This window comes from Clostridium muellerianum (assembly GCF_012926525.1).
Lineage (GTDB): Bacteria > Bacillota > Clostridia > Clostridiales > Clostridiaceae > Clostridium_AM > Clostridium_AM muellerianum.
Genome location: NZ_JABBNI010000047.1, coordinates 15,552 through 33,877 on the forward strand (window position 1 = coordinate 15,552; position 18,326 = coordinate 33,877).

The 18,326-nt window shown below is 29.9% G+C and carries 20 protein-coding genes; 19 read left to right on the forward strand and 1 reads right to left on the reverse strand.

The genetic code is table 11. The annotated features are described in order from the left end of the window. Positions 1-156 precede the first annotated feature (156 nt). The 19 genes from minC (at position 157) to HBE96_RS18260 (ending at position 17,039) form a co-directional block, all read left to right on the forward strand. Complete coding sequence (gene minC, locus HBE96_RS18170; RefSeq protein ID WP_169299132.1) at positions 157-789, forward strand: septum site-determining protein MinC; 633 nt, start codon at positions 157-159, stop codon at positions 787-789. Between the two features lie 346 nt (positions 790-1,135). Further along, the gene (minD, locus tag HBE96_RS18175) at positions 1,136-1,933 is read left to right on the forward strand and encodes a septum site-determining protein MinD (protein ID WP_169299133.1); all 798 of its coding nucleotides are present in this window, start codon (positions 1,136-1,138) and stop codon (positions 1,931-1,933) included. A 12-nt stretch (positions 1,934-1,945) separates the two neighbouring features. Continuing rightward, positions 1,946-2,215: a cell division topological specificity factor MinE gene (minE, locus tag HBE96_RS18180; RefSeq protein WP_169299134.1), complete on the forward strand. Its 270-nt coding sequence runs from the start codon at positions 1,946-1,948 to the stop codon at positions 2,213-2,215. 87 nt (positions 2,216-2,302) lie between these two features. Further along, entirely contained in the window at positions 2,303-3,424 is a 1,122-nt protein-coding gene (gene rodA / locus HBE96_RS18185) for a rod shape-determining protein RodA (RefSeq protein ID WP_169299135.1), read from the forward strand. A gap of 12 nt (positions 3,425-3,436) precedes the next feature. Then, on the forward strand, positions 3,437-3,811 hold the full coding sequence (gene mgsA / locus HBE96_RS18190) for a methylglyoxal synthase (RefSeq protein WP_169299136.1): 375 nt from the start codon (positions 3,437-3,439) through the stop codon (positions 3,809-3,811). Positions 3,812-4,258: 447 nt separating this feature from the next. Continuing rightward, positions 4,259-5,047, forward strand: coding sequence for a M23 family metallopeptidase (locus HBE96_RS18195; protein ID WP_169299137.1), 789 nt, complete (start codon positions 4,259-4,261; stop codon positions 5,045-5,047). 17 nt (positions 5,048-5,064) lie between these two features. Continuing rightward, positions 5,065-5,910, forward strand: coding sequence for a site-2 protease family protein (locus HBE96_RS18200; RefSeq protein ID WP_169299138.1), 846 nt, complete (start codon positions 5,065-5,067; stop codon positions 5,908-5,910). A gap of 221 nt (positions 5,911-6,131) precedes the next feature. After that, entirely contained in the window at positions 6,132-7,991 is a 1,860-nt protein-coding gene (locus HBE96_RS18205; protein WP_169299139.1) for a TIGR03960 family B12-binding radical SAM protein, read from the forward strand. Beyond that, on the forward strand, positions 7,966-8,676 hold the full coding sequence (locus HBE96_RS18210) for a TIGR03936 family radical SAM-associated protein (RefSeq protein ID WP_169299140.1): 711 nt from the start codon (positions 7,966-7,968) through the stop codon (positions 8,674-8,676). The genes HBE96_RS18205 and HBE96_RS18210 overlap by 26 nt, the downstream gene beginning before the upstream one ends. Before the next feature lie 424 nt (positions 8,677-9,100). Next, the gene (locus tag HBE96_RS18215) at positions 9,101-10,540 is read left to right on the forward strand and encodes an Rne/Rng family ribonuclease (RefSeq protein WP_169299141.1); all 1,440 of its coding nucleotides are present in this window, start codon (positions 9,101-9,103) and stop codon (positions 10,538-10,540) included. A 129-nt stretch (positions 10,541-10,669) separates the two neighbouring features. After that, positions 10,670-10,984, forward strand: a complete 315-nt coding sequence (rplU, locus tag HBE96_RS18220) for a 50S ribosomal protein L21 (RefSeq protein WP_169299142.1) — start codon at positions 10,670-10,672, stop codon at positions 10,982-10,984. Between the two features lie 6 nt (positions 10,985-10,990). Continuing rightward, positions 10,991-11,320, forward strand: a complete 330-nt coding sequence (locus tag HBE96_RS18225) for a ribosomal-processing cysteine protease Prp (protein ID WP_169299143.1) — start codon at positions 10,991-10,993, stop codon at positions 11,318-11,320. A gap of 4 nt (positions 11,321-11,324) precedes the next feature. After that, a complete protein-coding gene (gene rpmA, locus HBE96_RS18230; RefSeq protein WP_169299144.1) occupies positions 11,325-11,627 on the forward strand; it encodes a 50S ribosomal protein L27 in 303 nt (100 codons plus the stop codon). A gap of 649 nt (positions 11,628-12,276) precedes the next feature. After that, entirely contained in the window at positions 12,277-13,551 is a 1,275-nt protein-coding gene (gene obgE, locus HBE96_RS18235) for a GTPase ObgE (protein ID WP_169299145.1), read from the forward strand. 15 nt (positions 13,552-13,566) lie between these two features. Beyond that, the gene (gene yhbY, locus HBE96_RS18240) at positions 13,567-13,857 is read left to right on the forward strand and encodes a ribosome assembly RNA-binding protein YhbY (RefSeq protein WP_169299146.1); all 291 of its coding nucleotides are present in this window, start codon (positions 13,567-13,569) and stop codon (positions 13,855-13,857) included. A gap of 328 nt (positions 13,858-14,185) precedes the next feature. Continuing rightward, positions 14,186-14,788, forward strand: coding sequence for a nicotinate-nucleotide adenylyltransferase (gene nadD / locus HBE96_RS18245; RefSeq protein ID WP_169299147.1), 603 nt, complete (start codon positions 14,186-14,188; stop codon positions 14,786-14,788). A gap of 143 nt (positions 14,789-14,931) precedes the next feature. Continuing rightward, the gene (gene yqeK, locus HBE96_RS18250) at positions 14,932-15,507 is read left to right on the forward strand and encodes a bis(5'-nucleosyl)-tetraphosphatase (symmetrical) YqeK (protein WP_169299148.1); all 576 of its coding nucleotides are present in this window, start codon (positions 14,932-14,934) and stop codon (positions 15,505-15,507) included. Between the two features lie 134 nt (positions 15,508-15,641). Beyond that, on the forward strand, positions 15,642-16,022 hold the full coding sequence (locus HBE96_RS18255) for a RidA family protein (RefSeq protein WP_169299149.1): 381 nt from the start codon (positions 15,642-15,644) through the stop codon (positions 16,020-16,022). 114 nt (positions 16,023-16,136) lie between these two features. Then, entirely contained in the window at positions 16,137-17,039 is a 903-nt protein-coding gene (locus HBE96_RS18260; RefSeq protein WP_169299150.1) for an RluA family pseudouridine synthase, read from the forward strand. Between the two features lie 30 nt (positions 17,040-17,069). Here HBE96_RS18260 and HBE96_RS18265 read toward each other — a convergent pair whose 3' ends face one another. Further along, entirely contained in the window at positions 17,070-18,296 is a 1,227-nt protein-coding gene (locus tag HBE96_RS18265; RefSeq protein ID WP_169299151.1) for a D-alanyl-D-alanine carboxypeptidase family protein, read from the reverse strand. Positions 18,297-18,326: the final 30 nt, after the last annotated feature.

The following is an 18,326-nucleotide window of genomic DNA, read 5'->3' on the forward strand; positions in this document are numbered from 1 at the left end:
AAGTTTTGAAAGTTGAATTTGTAATTAAAAGATATATATAAGCAAAAAATGCTTGTATATATCTTTTTTTTAAAATAAAATTGATTTAGAAGGATTTGAAATTTCAATGTTGAAATATTACATTAAGGTGACTTGGGAGAGTTGTGGAGGTCTAATATGGTGGAGAACAATGTTATAATTAAGGGTAATAGAGATGGAATAAATGCTATTATTAATATGAATAAGTTTAAAGATTTTGACGAAATGCTCGAAAATTTAACGGAGAGGTTGTCGAAAGGTAAAGTTTTTTATAAAGGAAGTACTTTGAAAATAACCACTGAACTTAAATATATAACTGAAAAAGATTTTAGAAAACTGAAAGATGTTTTATTTGAACAATTTTTAATAAAAGATTGTATTTTGGAAGACAAAGAAGAAAAGACCAATAAGGTTTTTTCGGGAATTTATGAAGGACGTACAAAATTCTTAAGAAGAACTATAAGAAGTGGTCAGATTATAAATTACCCGGGAAATGTAGTTATAATTGGAGATGTAAATGCAGGTTCTGAAATATATGCAGGCGGAAATATAATAGTTTTAGGTTCTCTAAAAGGATATGCTCATGCAGGTTTTGGAGGAAATGATAAAGCGGTTGTAGCAGCATTTTATCTTCAACCTGAAATACTTCAAATTGCAAACGTAATGACCAGGTCACCTGAAGATAGTACTAAACCTCAATATCCAGAGGTTGCTAAGGTAAAAGGAGGGACTATAATTGTAGAACCATATTTACCTAATAAGTTCATATAAGAATCTTATATTAAATTTTATTGAAGCAAAGCTTTAAAAAAGTTGAAAGTTTAAACATCAAAGAATTATAATCTTAATATTTTATATTTGTACTTTGTTATTTAATCATAATGCAACGTAGGTCTCAACTAGAAAGATGTCCACTGTCAGCTATGTTAAATGGTAAAATAAGCAAATCTTTAGTTTGGTATCTATATTTGAGTATTATAAATTACAGATGTTGTAATATATTGTGGATAATTGTAAAGATGTTTAGTATAATTAATTTGTCAGTGTTTTATTAAAAGTAATTGATAAATAAAAGTAAGTATTTGCCTAATAAATTTATTTAATGGAGGTAGTGTAAATGGGAGAAGCTATTGTAGTAACATCAGGCAAAGGTGGAGTAGGAAAAACCACCACTACAGCTAATATTGGAACTGGACTTGCATCACTAGGTAAAAGTGTTGTAGTAGTTGATGGAGATACAGGTCTTAGAAATCTTGATGTTTTGATGGGACTTGAAAATAGAATAGTTTTTACTTTATTAGATGTAGTAGAGGATAAATGTAGATTAAAGCAGGCTCTTATTAAAGACAAGAGACTACCTAACTTATATCTTTTGCCTACAGCTCAAACTAGAGATAAAGATGATATAAAAACAGAACAAATGGTGAAGTTAATATCTGAACTAAAAAAGGAATTTGATTATGTTATTATAGATTGCCCTGCTGGAATTGAACAGGGATTTGAAAATGCTATAGTTGGTGCTGATAGAGCGCTAATTGTGGTAAATCCAGAAGTTACGTCTGTAAGAGATTCAGATAGAGTTATTGGGAAATTAGATGCTAAAGGATTGGATAATCATCAACTAATAGTAAATAGAATAAATTTTGATATGGTTAAAAATGGCAACATGCTAGATGTAAATGATATACTAGATAGTTTAGCCATAGAACTTATTGGTATAGTTCCTGATGATAGACATATAACTGTCTGCACCAATAAAGGAGAACCTATTGTTTTAGATAATAAAGCTAATGCAGGACAAGCATTTAGAAATATAGCTAAAAGAATAGAAGGTGAAAAGGTACCCTTTATGGATTTAAGTGCTAATCAAGAAGGATTATTTTCAGGAATAAAAAAATTATTTGGTATTAAGTAGGAGGTAGGTTAGATGGATTTGTTTAAGTTTTTTTCCCAAAAATCCTCCTCAAAGGATGTAGCTAAAGAAAGATTGAAGCTTATTTTAATACATGATAGATCTAATATGTCACCAGAATTACTGAATTCAATTAAGGAAGATATACTTAAAGTATTGTCTAAATATGTTGAAATTGATGATGGTGATGTAGATGTAAAAATGACTAAAATGGATCAGGTAGAAGGTGATTCGCCTGCGCTAATTGCAAGTATACCAATAAAAAGAATGAAAATAGATAAATAAGTTACTTATATGTAAATTAATTAAAATGAGCGTAGCTTTTTTCCCCGCATGTGGTATAATCATATTGATATTGGAGGGATAAAAAATATGCTAGGAAAGATTACCATAGAGAAAAAGCTTTTAAAAGAATTAGATTTCATATCAATTATCACAGTAATACTTATATCGATATTTGGCTGCTTAAATATATATAGTGCTAGTCGTTTGACAGTTGGAAGTCATTATTTACAAAAACAACTAATGGGTTTAGTACTAGGATTAATATTAACTTATATAATTTTATTGTTTGATTATTCTATTCTTGAAAATTATGCTAGTATAATTTATTGGTTTGGAATATTTTTGTTGGTGTTAAATGTTATTCCTATGTTTAAATCAACTGTTAATGGAGCAGCGTCTTGGATACAAATTTTTGGATTTCAGTTTCAGCCTTCAGAATTTGCCAAAATAGGGCTGATTATAATGCTAGCAAAGCAACTTCAGGTTATGGAAGGAAACATAAATAATTTGAAAAACTTTTTCAAATTAACAGTTTATGCTGTAATTCCTATGCTTTTAATAGTAAAACAGCCTGATATGGGTATGACTATGTTATGTTTCTTTATTGTGCTTGGAATATATTTTGCAGCAGGATTAAATTTAAAAGTAATAGGTGGTGGACTTGCAGGCTTAGTAGTACTTATTGCAGGTATTTGGAATTCACCATTAATGCAAGAGTACTGGAAGGCTAGATTGACATCATTTATAAGTTCACAATCAGATGATTTAGGAATAGGATTTCAGGTTGGACAATCATTAGTAGGAATAGGTTCAGGTGGACTTTGGGGAAAAGGATTTTTAAAAGGAACTCAAGTAGCAGGAGGATATATTCCAGAACAGCATACAGATTTCATATTTTCAGCATTAGGTGAAGAATGGGGACTTATTGGTGCTTTAGTACTTTTACTTCTATATGGTATATTGATATATAAATTTATAAGTACGGGTAAAAATTCAAAGGATATATTTGGATCAATGCTCTGTGTGGGATTTGTATCTTCGTTAATGTTTTCTATATACCAAAATATAGGAATGACAATACAAATGGCACCTGTATCAGGTATTGCACTACAATTTATGAGCTATGGCTGTAGTTCCATGGTAACAAGTTTTATTGGGGTAGCAATTATTTTAAATGTAGGAATGAGAAGAAAGAAAATTAACTTTTAGGGGGATTTGACAATGAGAATTGCATTTATTGCACATGACAAAAAGAAAGATGATATAGTAGAATTTGTGAGAAGATATAAAGATGTATTTAAAGATCATGAATTATTTGCTACGGGAACAACAGGAAGAATTATAACTGAAATTGTAGGATTAAAGGTTCACAGATTTCTTTCTGGACCTTTAGGGGGAGACCAACAAATAGGAGCAAAAGTTGCTGAAGGAAATATGGATTTTATAATTTTTTTAAGAGATCCTCTTACAGCACAACCTCATGAACCTGATGTTTCAGCATTACTTAGAATATGTGATGTTCACTGTATTCCACTTGCTACAAATATAGGTTCAGCAGAAATTTTTGCAAAAGCTCTTAAAGCTCATGAATCTTAAAAGTAAAAATAGTAAAAACCTTAACTGTGTGAGTTAAGGTTTTTTATTTTTTGAGAGGACAAAGTCAGAGGACATTTGACAGAGGACATTTGACAGAGGACAGAGGACAATGAAGGTGAGTTTTCTTCCTTACGTCAGAAAACTAATTTATTTTTACGCTTGTTTTGCTAATGCAAACAAGCTCCAAATTTATATAGATCAGCAATATTTCGCTTTAGCGAAATGAGTCATCGGAAATTTAGTTAAAGATTTTTCGTAGTGAAGCGAAGAAAAATCCTCATTCACTGTCCTATGTCAATTGTCCTCTGTCCTCTAAAAAAGCTCGGTTATTTGTAAATATAGAAATTATGTTTATAGCTATCATAAAAGAATAAACATAAAAGTATATATATATTAAGTGCTTTAGTGTAGTGCTTAATATATTTAAAATTGGGGGACCGTTTTACTATGGGAAGTTATAACTCTGAATATGAAAATTATTATAATTCTTTAAGGAAGAAAAGCCGAGCTACATATTTACCTAGTTATAATAATAGCTTTACAGCTGATAAAAAGGAGAACAACTTAGAAAATTATTGGACAAGGAGGATCATTAGAGATCTAGTAGGAGTTTTTATACTTTTTGTTTTTGTTATAGTATGTAAAGCGGTACATAATACTAAAACAATGTCAGTATACAATTATTCTAAGGAAGTATTAAATGAAAATTACGACTATAAGGTTTTTTTTAGTAGAACTAAGAAGCTGGATTTGAGAAAACTTCAAGATGATATAATTAACAGCATTGGAGATGTTAGAAGTAAGGTTACAGGAACAGACAGTATACAGAGCAAGATAAAAAAGCAGTTTATTATGCCCATACAGGGAACAGAAACTTCTACTTTTGGATATAGAGAAGATCCTATAACTAAAAAAAATAAATTTCATTCAGGAATAGATTTAGATGCCAAACTAAATACGGATGTGAAAGCTTGTTATGATGGAAAGGTTAAGGAATGCGGTGAAGATGCTGAGAATGGGAAATACATTTTAATTGATCATGGAAATGGAGTAGAAACTAAATATTGTCACTTAAACGAATTACTTGTAAAGAAAGAAGATGTGGTCAAAAAAAGTAAGGTTATAGCCAAAACTGGAAATACAGGCAAATCTACTGGGCCACATCTTCATTTTGAGCTTTTATATATGGGACAAAATGAAAATCCTAATGAGTATTTTGGTAAAGTGGGGAATTAATGTGTAGGGGTAGTAGTGTGATTAGAGTAAGTAAGTATTTTATCCCTTATATTCTATTTTTAATTATTATAGGATATAAGGGAAAACTTATGTATGCCTTTTTTATTGTAATAATTCATGAGAGTGTTCATTATTTAACTGCGAAACATTATAAATTTACGGGTTTTGGTGTGGAATTAATAGCTTTTGGAGCTTCACTTAAGTTTAAGGAATTGGATGATGCAACTCCCAGAGAAGATTTGATTATATCTTTATCTGGACCGGTATCTAATTTGATATTAGCTGTGATTTTCTATTTTATAAACAAACAATTTAACTCCAATGAAACTTATATGTTGTTTGCAGGAAATCTAGCCATAGGACTTTTTAATCTAATACCAGCATTTCCGTTAGATGGAGGCAGAATATTAAGGGATATATTATATTTCAAACATTCTTATAGAAAAGCAAATAAACTCATGATAAATATAAGTATTGTTATAGGTGCTTTTCTTATGTTCATTTATATATTGTTGTTTTTAAAAGGAATTAATAATTTTAATATCGGTATTATAGGATTATTTATAATAATATCATCGTTTAAAGAAAAGGAAAGGATATCATATATAATTATGGGAGATATTATAAAAAAGAAGTATAAGTTTATAAATAAAGGTTATATAGAAAATAAGAATATATGTGTATACTATAAAAAGGACCTATTAGGCGTTATGGGGTTGTTTGACAAAAATAAATATAATATGTTCACTGTTTTGGATAATGATATGAAAGTTGTTGATATAATTTATGAGGAAGATATAATAGAAGGACTTAAATTATATGGCAATATAACTTTAGAAGAATTTATGAAAATTCATGAATAAGGCATATTTAGAAATATAACAAGTCAGTATATTAGAATATTTTGTGCAATTATACCCCTTTGATAGAACAACTATCAGTAGAATTCGTTTTTTATCAAGCGCAAAATAAACTAATATCTTGATTTGTTATTTTTTTCAAATGCCTAAATATAAATTTATGTTTTAAATTTATATTTTGTTATGTTAGAATATCAAGTGATAACACAAGAGGAGGATTATTAATGAATAGAATTTCTGATGATATATTATTTAAGGTTGAAAAGCCCGCTCGTTATATAGGAGGAGAACTTAATTCCTATAATAAAGATAAAAATGAAGTAGATATTAGATTTGCATTCTGCTTTCCTGATGTATATGAAGTTGGTATGTCTCATCTTGGTATGAGAATTCTTTACTATACACTTAATGAAAGAAAAGATACATTTTGTGAAAGAGTATTTGCACCTTGGGTAGACATGGAAAAACTTATGAGGGAAAATAATATACCTCTATATGCACTAGAGACTAAGGACCCTATAAAGGATTTTGATTTTATAGGATTTACTCTTCAATATGAAATGAGTTATACAAATATATTAAATATGATTGATTTAGCAGGTATTCCTATTAGAGCCTCAGAAAGAGGAGAAGAAGATCCTATAATTATGTGCGGAGGTCCATGTGCATACAATCCAGAACCCCTTTATGATATAGCAGATTTCTTTGCTATGGGCGAAGGTGAAGAACAAATGGATGAGATCATGGATTTGTATAAAAAGTATAAGGGTAAGAAGCAGAAAAAGGAATTTTTAAGAGAACTTTCACATATAGAAGGCATCTATGTACCATCCCTTTACAGTGTAGAATATAAAGAAGATGGAACTATTAAAGAATTTAAACCTTTGTATGATGATGTACCAGAAAAGGTAAAGAAGAGAATAATAAAGAATTTTAATGATGTTGAATATCCAGATAAATTTATTGTTCCATATACAGATATAGTTCATGATAGAATAATGCTTGAAACTTTCAGAGGATGCAGCAGGGGTTGTAGATTCTGTCAGGCTGGCATGATATATAGACCTATAAGAGAAAAAACAACAGATAAGTTAATGGAGCTTGCAGAAAAACTTATAAAATTTACAGGTTATTCAGAGCTTTCACTAACATCTTTAAGTATATGTGACTATTCGAACATACAAGGCTTAATACATAAGCTTGTAGAAAAATATGAAAAGGATAGAGTAGGAGTATCACTTCCATCTCTTAGAATAGATTCATTTTTTGTAGATATGATAAATCAAATACAAAAAGTTAGAAAAACAGGTTTAACTTTTGCACCAGAAGCTGGAACTCAGAGAATGAGGGATGTTATAAATAAGGGTGTAACAGAACAAAATCTAATGGAATCATCAAGAAGTGCTTTTGAATCAGGCTGGTCTACTATAAAACTATACTTTATGTTAGGACTTCCTTATGAAACTATGGAAGATGTAAAAGGTATTGCTGATTTATCACAAAAGGTAGTAGATCAATATTTTGGTGTACCAAAGGAAAAGAGAAAGAAAGGCTTAAGAGTAACAGTAAGTACTGCAATATTTGTACCTAAGCCATTTACTCCATTCCAATGGTCTCCGCAGATAACAATGGAAGATGTAAGAGAAGAAATAGGTGTTTTAAGATCGGAAATAAAGAGCAGAAACATTGTGTATAATTGGCATGAAAGCCCTGTTAGCTATTTAGAGGCTATATTCGCAAGAGGAGATAGAAGAGTTTGTGACGTGTTAATTAAAGCTTTTGAAAAGGGTGCTAAATTTGATGGATGGTCAGAATACTTTAACTTTGATACATGGATGGAAGCATTTGAAGAATGTAATGTAGATGGTGATTTTTATGCTTACAGACAGAGAGAATATGATGAAGTATTTCCTTGGGACTTTATAGATGTTGGAGTAAATAAGGAATTCTTAATAAGAGAAAATGAAAAGGCTAAAAAAGAAGAAGTAACTCCAGACTGCAGACAGGGATGCTATAATTGTGGAGTAAATGTTAATTTAGAAGGGAAGTGCTTTGATAATGCATTATTTAATAAAGTTCAGTAAGGAAAGTAATATAAAATTCATAGGACATTTGGATTTTATGAGAACTATTCAAAGAATGGTTAAAAGATCAGAGCTTTCTGCAGAATATTCTAAAGGATTTAATCCACATGTAAATATGTCTATAGCACAACCTTTAGCTGTTGGTGTGTATTCTTCTGGAGATTATATGGATTTGATGCTGGAAGAAACAGCTGAAAATGTAATAGTAGAAAAATTAAATGAAGTTGCTCCAAGTGGAATAAAGGTTTTTGAAGCTGTAAAAATAGAGGATATTGAAAACAAAAAAATATTTAAATCAATGGCAGTTATAGATGCAGCAAAATATACAATTCGTATAAAGTATAAAAATGTAGAGTCATTAAATGAACAAATGGAAAAATTATTAAATTCAAAAGAGTGGAATACTATAAAGAAAAGCAAAAGCGGAGAAGCAGAAGTAGATATAAAAACTATGATTAAAGAGTTTAATTATAAAGTAGAAGATAATGTTTTAATTATAGAAACTCTTATAGCCTGTGGAAGTAGACAAAATCTATCTGCAGAGCTTCTAGCAAAATATATTCAGCAAAATACTAAAGATGCTAATATGGAAGCTTTTGTAGATATAAAAAGAGAAGAAATGTATGCTGAATCAGAAGGAAAATTAGTACCATTGTATCAATTTGCAAAAGAAAGAGAAGCTTAATTTTTTGAGAGGACATTTGACAGAGGACAGAGGACAGTGAAGGTTAGTTTTCTTCCTTACGTCAGAAAACTAATTTATTTGATGATTACCTAGATTCTTTAGGCTTGTTTTGCTAATGCAAAATATCGTTTAAGTAGAAAAACTAAAGCTTAAGCAGGCATCTAAAATCTGTGATTTTAAGATGACTGCTTATACAGAGTGCTCATTTGGAGTGAATTGCTTACTCAGAGAGTACTCTTAAGAAACAAGAGAGCAGGAGTTTCTTTTAAATTAAAGATTTTTCGCAGCGAAGCGGAGAAAAATCATCCTTCACTGTCCTCTGTCAATTGTCCTCTGTCCTCTCAAAAAAGTTGCTTCGTATTATGCTTGTTGTATGTAAATATAATGATTAATTTTTTCACTCAAATGAAAAGGTGGTGTTAATTTGAAGGATATATTTATTGAGAGGCAGGACAATCTTTTAAGGATAGCTATAAAGCAGAATAATATTTTAAAGGAATGTTTTATAGAAGAGGAAAATGGAGAACCTTATCCAGGGGAAATATACAAAGGCGTTGTAAAGAATGTTGTACCTGCGATAAAGTGTGCTTTTATAGATATTGGTCATAAGAAAAATGTATATATATATTTAGATAATAAATTTAAAAATACAAAACTAAAAAAAGGCCAGGAACTTTTGGTTCAGGTACTGAAAGAGGACCTTGGAAATAAGGGTGCTAAAGTTACTAATGTTATAAGTATTCCAGGTAAGTATTGTGTATTAATGACCATGAATGATGAATTGACTTTTTCAAGAAAAATAGAAGATGAATCATTAAAAGAAAGTATAAGAAAGCAGTTAGAAAGACCTGATGATGTAGGGATAATGGTAAGAACAGAAGGGGCTAATGCTTCAGTAAGTCTTATAAATGAAGAAATAGCTAAACTTTATAGTATATATAATAATATAAAAAATAATGCAAGATATTTTAATAAGGTTGGGCTTTTGTTTGACAATGGAGGAATTTTAGGCAGAGTTTTAAGAGATAAATTAAATAGTAATAACTGCAAAATATATGTTAATACGGAAGAAGACTATAATTATATAAGTGGATTTTTAATGGATTCTTTGTATGGAAAGATATCGTTAAAACTTTATGAGGAAAATAGAACTCTATTTGATTACTATGGTATTGAAAGAGAAATATTAAGTCTTAGAAACAACAGAGTTTATTTAAACTGTGGAGGATATATTGTCATTGACAGAACAGAGGCTATGTACGTTATAGACGTGAATTCTGGAAAGAATGTAAAGGGAACTTCCATAGGAAAAACAGCATATATTACTAATTTCCAGGCAGCAGAAGAAATTGCAAGGCAAGTAGAGCTTAGAAATTTAAGCGGCATTATAGTTATAGATTTTATAGACATGGATAATGAAGAAAATAGGAAAAAAATAATGAATAAGCTTCATGAAGGCTTTAAAGATGATAAAAATAAGACAGTGATTTATCCATTTACTGAGCTTAATTTAGTACAGATAGCTAGAAAAAGATCAGGAAAATCTATATATGACTATATAGAGGAAAGCTGCAGCGCCTGTGGTGGAAGAGGAAAAAGAATAAGATTTTCACATATATGTATGCTTATAAGAAATGAAATTTTAAAAATAGAAGAGCAAAGAGATATAAAGGATATACATATAGAAATAGATGAAAATTACAGTGATGATATAAAAGGTGATGTAATAACATTTGTAAAAAATATAAATGCTCTAGATAAAAGTGTATATGTTACATATGTAAAAGATGAACACTTTAAAGTAGAACCATTAATTTTTGCAAATCAAATAGAAAATCTAGAGATGTTTAAAATTTATGAATAAAAAACTTTACAAATAGAAATACATGTGTTAGAATGGCATTTGTAGACCGCTCTGAGAAGGTTATTAAATCATAATATTAGTTTATTATGTACCTTAGATGGCGAGACTGGATTGAGGAGGTGTATTTTAATGTATGCAGTTGTAGTTACTGGAGGAAAACAGTATAAAGTTTCTGAAGGAGACGTTATATACGTTGAAAAATTAGATGCTGAAGTTGAATCAACAGTTGAACTTTACAACATTCTTGTTGTAAATAAAGAAAACGGAGAAACAGTTTTCGGAAAACCATCAGTTGATGGAGCTAAGGTTACAGCTAAAGTTGTAGCTCAAGGAAAAGCTAAAAAGGTTCTTGTTTTCAAGTATAAGAGAAAGAAAGATTACAGAAAGAAACAAGGACATAGACAGCCTTATACTAAGCTTCAAATTGAAAAAATTAATGCTTAATTAATCATGATTAGCATAAATTTTTTAAGAAAAGCAAATAACTTAGTTTCTATGAAAGCTAGTGGTCATGCAGGGTTTGACGAATATGGAAAAGACATAGTTTGCAGTGCAGTTTCTGCATTAAGTGTAGCCATACTAAATGGTATAACTGATGTAATGCATTTTGAACCTGCTTTTCATATAGATGAAGATGGATTTTTAAGCATAAGTATTGAAAATTTACATATAGAACAAATTGAAGCATGTCAGGTATTAATGGAAACTTTATTGTTAGGTTTGCAAAATATTGAAATTAACTATGGTAAATATATAAATGTAAAAGTAGAGGAGGTGTAGTAGAATGATACTAATAAACCTTCAGTTATTTGCTCATAAAAAAGGAGTAGGTAGCTCAAGAAACGGTAGAGACAGTGAATCTAAAAGACTTGGAACTAAATGTGCTGACGGACAGTTTGTTCTTGCAGGAAACATATTAGTTAGACAAAGAGGAACAAAGATTCATCCAGGAAATAACGTAGGCAAAGGCGGAGATGATACTCTTTTTGCTAAAGTTGACGGAGTTGTTAAATACGAAAGAGTTGGAAAAGACAAGAAAAAAGCTAGTGTATATCCTGTAGATGTTGAAGAAATAGTAGCAGAATAGTTTAAAAGTAAGGCACCCTTTGCTAGGGTGCTTTTTTAAAACTTTAATTGACTAATAAATGGTTAAAATTAAAATAAATAAAAGTAGTTTATTGACGAAAATACATAAAAACATAGTAATTAAAGTAATACTATGAATTTATCCCATCGCTACCATTGCTAACACCCATATCTTCTATCAAAGTGGGTGATAGCTACTTTACGCACCTGGATAAGTTCTTCTAAGTTTCATATGAAGAAAAGTCATTCTTATAAGAAAACTCCATTTGAAACTAAGAATCACTTGATACATAGTATATAATAATTTCTTATTGATGATTACAATAGTTATAGATATCTAACTTGAAAATGTTAATTTTGTTATAAAATCAAAATTAAATTTTAGTATTCATAGAAATAATATAAGGTTTAATTTTGATGTTGTATATCTATAATATAAATACAAAAATTTTGAAATAAAATTTTTAATATAGACATAATGAAAAGTGTAATTTAGTTAATAATATATTTAGTAAGTTTGATAACAATAGCATTAAAGATGTTTATATATATATTTAGTTATAGACTATAAAAAGTCTGTTAAAATTTGATGGAAAATGAGTTTTACAATGAAAAGTAGTTACACTTAATAGAAAAAGGAGATGAAGTTAATGTTTATAGATACAGCGAGAATATTTATTAAATCTGGAGATGGCGGCGACGGTGCAAACACTTTTAGAAGAGAAAAGTATATAGCTTTTGGAGGTCCAGACGGTGGTGATGGAGGTCGAGGAGGAGATGTAGTTTTAGTAGCAGATCCTAATATGACTACTCTTTTAGATTTTACATACAAAAAGAAGTATAAGGCTGAACCTGGAGGAAATGGAACTGGATCTAAATGTTTTGGTAAAGATGGAGAAACTCTATATATTAAGGTTCCTATAGGAACTGTAATAAGAGATTCAGAAACAAATAAAATAATGGCAGATTTATCACATAAAGAAGATAAATTTGTAATTGCTAAAGGCGGTAGAGGTGGCAGAGGAAATGTTAGATTTACTACCCCTACAAGACAGGCTCCTGATTTTGCTGAACCAGGAATGCCAGGAGAAGAAAGATGGATATTGCTAGAGCTTAAGGTTCTTGCAGATGTTGGTCTTTTGGGATTTCCTAATGTAGGAAAATCAACTTTACTTTCAGTAGTATCAAAGGCAAGACCTAAGATTGCAAATTATCATTTTACAACTTTAAACCCTAACCTTGGAGTAGTTAATATACCTGGCATAACTAGTTTTGTAATGGCAGATATTCCTGGTATAATAGAAGGTGCTTCAGAAGGAGTAGGCCTCGGAATAAAATTTTTAAGACATATAGAAAGAACAAGAGTTTTAATACATGTAGTAGATATATCTGGAATAGAAGGAAGAGATCCTTTTGAAGATTTTATGAAAATAAATGAGGAACTTAAGAAGTACAGCGTAAAACTTTGGGATAGACCTCAGATAATAGCTGCAAATAAAGTTGATATGCTATATGATGATGAAGTATTTGAAAACTTTGAGAAGAAAGTTAAAGAACTCGGTTTCGAAAAAGTATTTAAAATATCAGCTGCAACGAGTAAAGGTGTAGAAGAGCTTATGAAAGAAGCTGCAAGAGTATTAAGTACTATACCAGTTACAGATATTGAAATAAGCGAAGATGAAAAATTTGTACCAGAAGAGAAGAAATTTACTTACAATATAAGAAAAGAAGATAATGTATATATTGTTGAAGGAAGCTTCGTAGATAGATTGCTTGCCAGTGTAAATGTAAATGATCCTGATGAATTAAGATATTTCCATAAAGTATTAAACAATAAGGGAGTACTTCAGGAATTAAGAGAAATGGGTATAGAAGATGGAAATATGGTAAGACTTAATGATTTTGAATTTGAATATTTATTATAATTTTGGAGGTTAGGCATGATTACAAGTAAACAAAGAAGTTATTTAAGATCCTTAGCAAATAATATGGCTCCTATATTTCAGGTGGGAAAGGATGGTATAGAAGATAACTTCTTAAAACAGGTAAAAGATGCTTTAGAAGCAAGAGAACTTATAAAGATAGCTGTATTAAATAATAGCGGTTATGATGCTAGAGAAGCTTCAGATATAATTTGTGAAGAATTAGGCTGTGAAGGAATTCAATCTATAGGAAGTAAATTAGTATTATATAAAAGATCAAGTAAGAAACCTAAAATAGAACTTCCTTAAGTAATTAAAGTAAAGTTAATTGAAAAATTTGATTCAAGTGGAGTTTTAACTTCATTTGAATCTTAGGTATCTTCAAAAAAATAATAAGTCCATCTACTAGTCTATTTTGAGTCATGCGGCGTCGGCAGAACCCTTAGATAGTTCAACTATCTGCGGAACCTGCCTCCTTGCCTGACACAAAATATCCTTCGCATCTGGACTTATTATTTTCTTTCAGATGCCTTAAATAAAATTTATCCATGACTGATGTATTTTGTTGAAGTTAGAGTATGCGGTTACTGGATAATTTTTATTGCAATTTACACAATATGTTTAGGAGAAGGTAAATATGATAAAAAAGGCTATTTTCGGAGGAACTTTTGATCCTATTCATAATGGACATTTACATATAGCTTATGAAGCGTTATATAAGTTAAATTTAGATAAAATTATATTTATGCCCTCAGGTAATCCACCACATAAGTTAGAAAAAAGAGTAACAGATGCATTTCTGAGATATGAAATGGTGAAAACGGCTGTAAGGAATGAAGAAAAGTTTGAGGTAAGTAGCTATGAAGTAACAAAAGATAACTTAAGCTATACTTATAAAACTCTTGAGTATTTTACTAACTTAGAAAAAGAAACTAAGTGGTATTTTATAACTGGTGTTGATTGCCTTATGGATATTGAAAACTGGAGAAATTATCCTGAAATACTTAGACTATGTACTTTTGTAGTTTTTAATAGACCGGGTTATAGCATAGAAAAAGTATTAGAGAAGAAAATTTCGCTGGAAAATAGGTATAATAGTAAGATTGTTTTTTTAGACATACCTTTACTTGAGATTTCTTCAACAAGTATAAGAAAAGATGTAAAAGAAGGAAGAAAAGTAAGCCATTTAATGCCTGAAAATGTGTGTTGTATTATAGAGCAACTTAAATTATATCAATAAATCTTATTTAATGGGAGCTACATTAGGTAGCTGTACAATCAATGATTTAGTATATAATTTAATTTTCGTAGTTTAAAAATGTTAAGTCAAAATTTTGTATGTACGAAAGTTGAGTACATAATAGTTATTTGGAGTGATACGGGATGTGGAATGAACAGGAGATTAAAAATTACTTAAAGGATAACCTTAAAATTAAAAGATATGAACACAGCTTGAGTGTAAGAGATACTGCCGTAGAATTAGCAGAATTGTATAATGAAAATGTAGAAAAAGCAAGAATGGCAGGTCTTGTTCATGATTGTGCAAAAAATATGAGTAATGAAAAAATTTTAGATATAGCTAAAAATCATAATTTAGAGATTAATGAAGTATGCAAAGAAAGTCCTCAACTACTTCATGGAGCAGTTGGTGCTGTAATAGCTAGAGAAAAGATGGGAATTGAAGATAAAGATATATTAAATGCTGTTGCTTATCATACTACTGGAAGAAAAAACATGACTAAATTAGAAAAAATAATATATATAGCTGACTATGTAGAACCTTTAAGAGACTTTCCGGGAGTAGATTTATTAAGAAAAGCTGCTTACAAAGATTTAGATAATGCTTTACTAATGTCTTTTAATAATACTATAAAATTTATCCTTGAAAGAGGACAACTTATTCATTTAGATACAATAGAAGGCAGAAATTTTGTAATTTCACAATTAAAAAGTAGATAATTTATCAGATTATTAAATTACATAAATAAATAAGCAAAAAAACTACAAGTTTGATATAATAGTATTGTTTCAAGAAACTTAAAAAAATTGACAGTAATGGTTTACTGTCTAAATTACAGGAGGGTTTTAATATTATGGAAAAACAAATAATAAACACACCAAAGGCACCAGGAGCTGTAGGACCTTATTCACAAGCAGTTAAGGTTGGAAAATTATTATTTACATCAGGACAAATTCCACTAGATCCTGCAACTGGAAAATTAGTTGATGGAGATATTAAAAAAGCTACTGAAAGATCTTTAGAAAATATAAAAGCTTTACTTGAAGAAGCAGGCACATCTTTTGATAAAGTTGTAAAGACAACTGTATTTGTAAAGGATATGGGGGATTTTGGTGCTGTTAACGAAGTTTACGCAAAATACTTTACAAAAGACATGCCAGCAAGATCTTGTGTGCAAGTAGCACTTCCAAAAGATGCTTTAGTTGAAATAGAAGTAATTGCTTTAGTAGACTAATTAAATCTACATATTTAGTAATAAAAGAGTGAACTTTTAGGTTCACTCTTTGTGTATAGAAAAAAGTTTTATGATAACTATAAGATTAGATTTTAATATTAAAAGGAGCAGTATATGGAGAAAAATAAGCTTATTTTTATAGTAAAAGGGAATGAAGAGGGTATGAAGCTTAGAGCATATCTTAAAGATGTTCAAAAACTTTCAAGCAGGCTTATTAAAGGAGCCGCACTGGGAGGAAGAATAAGTGTAAATGATAATACAGTTAAACTTAACTATGTTATTAAGCTTGATGATAAAATATCCTTTGATGTGGAGAAAAAGGAAAGTCAAAATATAGAGCCGGAAAAAATAGATATAGATGTAGTTTATGAAGATAGTGATCTTATAGTAGTAAATAAACAGCCTGGAATAGTTGTACATCCAACAAAGAGTTACCCAAATGGAACGTTATCCAATGGGCTTTTATACTATTTTAGAGAAAAAGGTGAAAACTGCATAGTAAGATTAGTCAGCAGATTAGATATGGATACTTCAGGTCTTATTATAATAGCAAAAAATCAATTTGCACATATGTCTCTGGCCAGGGATATGCATGAAGAAGATTTTGAAAAGAGTTATTTAGCTGTCGTACATGGAAACTTAAAAGAAAAAGAAGGAGTAATAAATCTCCCTATTTATAGAACTGATGATGGAAATATAAGAAGAGTTGTAGATGAAAGAGGACAGGAGAGTATAACTTGCTTTAATGTTGTAGAAAGTTTTAATAAAGGAGATTTAGTGAAACTTACATTAAAGACTGGAAGAACACATCAAATAAGAGTTCATATGACTCATATAGGACATCCATTATATGGGGATAGCCTTTATGGAAAAAGCGATGATAAAGAATACATAGAAAGACAGGCATTACATGCCTATAAATTAAGCTTTCCTCATCCTAGAACCAGAGAGATTTTAAGATTGGAGATAGGACTTCCTAAAGATTTACAGGAATTAATAGAGAAAATAAAAAGTTGATGACCTTATCTTAATAAAGTCATCAACTTTTTATTGCTGTTTATTAAATAATTTATATTTTTTTAATGCATAAGCTATACCGCCGATTATTATCAATGCAGCAGGGATTAAGTATTCCATTTTTAAATTCATGCCTTTAAATGGTTTTGACTGAAGTACCTGTTTTAACTCATGGCTAGTACCACTTGTAAGTTTTAAAGTACCTAAGTTTTGGTTGTTCTTAATTACGGTTCCTTCTGCAATTACATCTCCTGTTTTAAAAAATTTAGTACTTAAATTTTCGTCTTTCATATTAAATTTTACTGGAGAAGTATCTTCTTTCAATTTAACATAATAAAAATCTGAAGCTGCTAAAAGAGGTATTGTTAAGCCATTGTTATTATATGTAGTAACAAGATCACCTTTTTTATACAAACGTACAGTTTCAAAAGTACTAAAACCATAATTGAACAAATTAACTGCATCAGGAAAAAAAGTTTTATTTTTATCATGTACCAATGCAACTATAAGTCTTTGTCCATTTCTTGTAGCATAAGATACATATGAATGTAATGATTGAGTAGTATAACCAGTTTTACCACCTTTACATCCATCATAATAAAGTTGTGAAGATTTTTGTATTAATTTGTTTTCATTCCATAAAGGTCTTTTTACAGCAGACTTGTTTGTAGGAGGTATCTCATAGAAGCTGGTACTGGCAATTTGCGTATACTCAGATTTGTTAGATAATTCCCTCATTATAAGAGCTAAATCTCTTGCAGAAGTTTTGTGCCTTTCATCATATAATCCACTGGGATTAACGAAATTTGTGTCTTTACAGCCTAATTCTAAAGCTCTTTTATTCATCTGTACTGCAAAGTTATCTATTGACCCACCTATATGTTCTGCTAGTGCTTCAGCACAATCATTTCCAGATTGAAGCATTAAACCATATAACAGATCTCTAACTTTTAATTCTTCACCTTCAAACAAATATATTTTACTTCCATCTACTGCAGGTGGATTTTTTCCGACCTTTACTACATCATCTAATTTACATTTTTCTAAAGTTAAAAGTGCAGTCATAAGTTTTGTTGTAGAAGCAGGTGGATAAGCGGCATCTTCATTTTTGCCGTATAAAACATATCCAGTTGTTGCATCCATAAGAACTACGCTATCAGCAGAAACAGTGGGAGGATCAGCTTTTGCTTGCACTTCGAACTGAGCATTTGAAAGTAAAAATATAAAACCCATCATAAAAATTAATAATTTTTTCATTTTAGCCTCCTCTAACATCGTTAATCATAA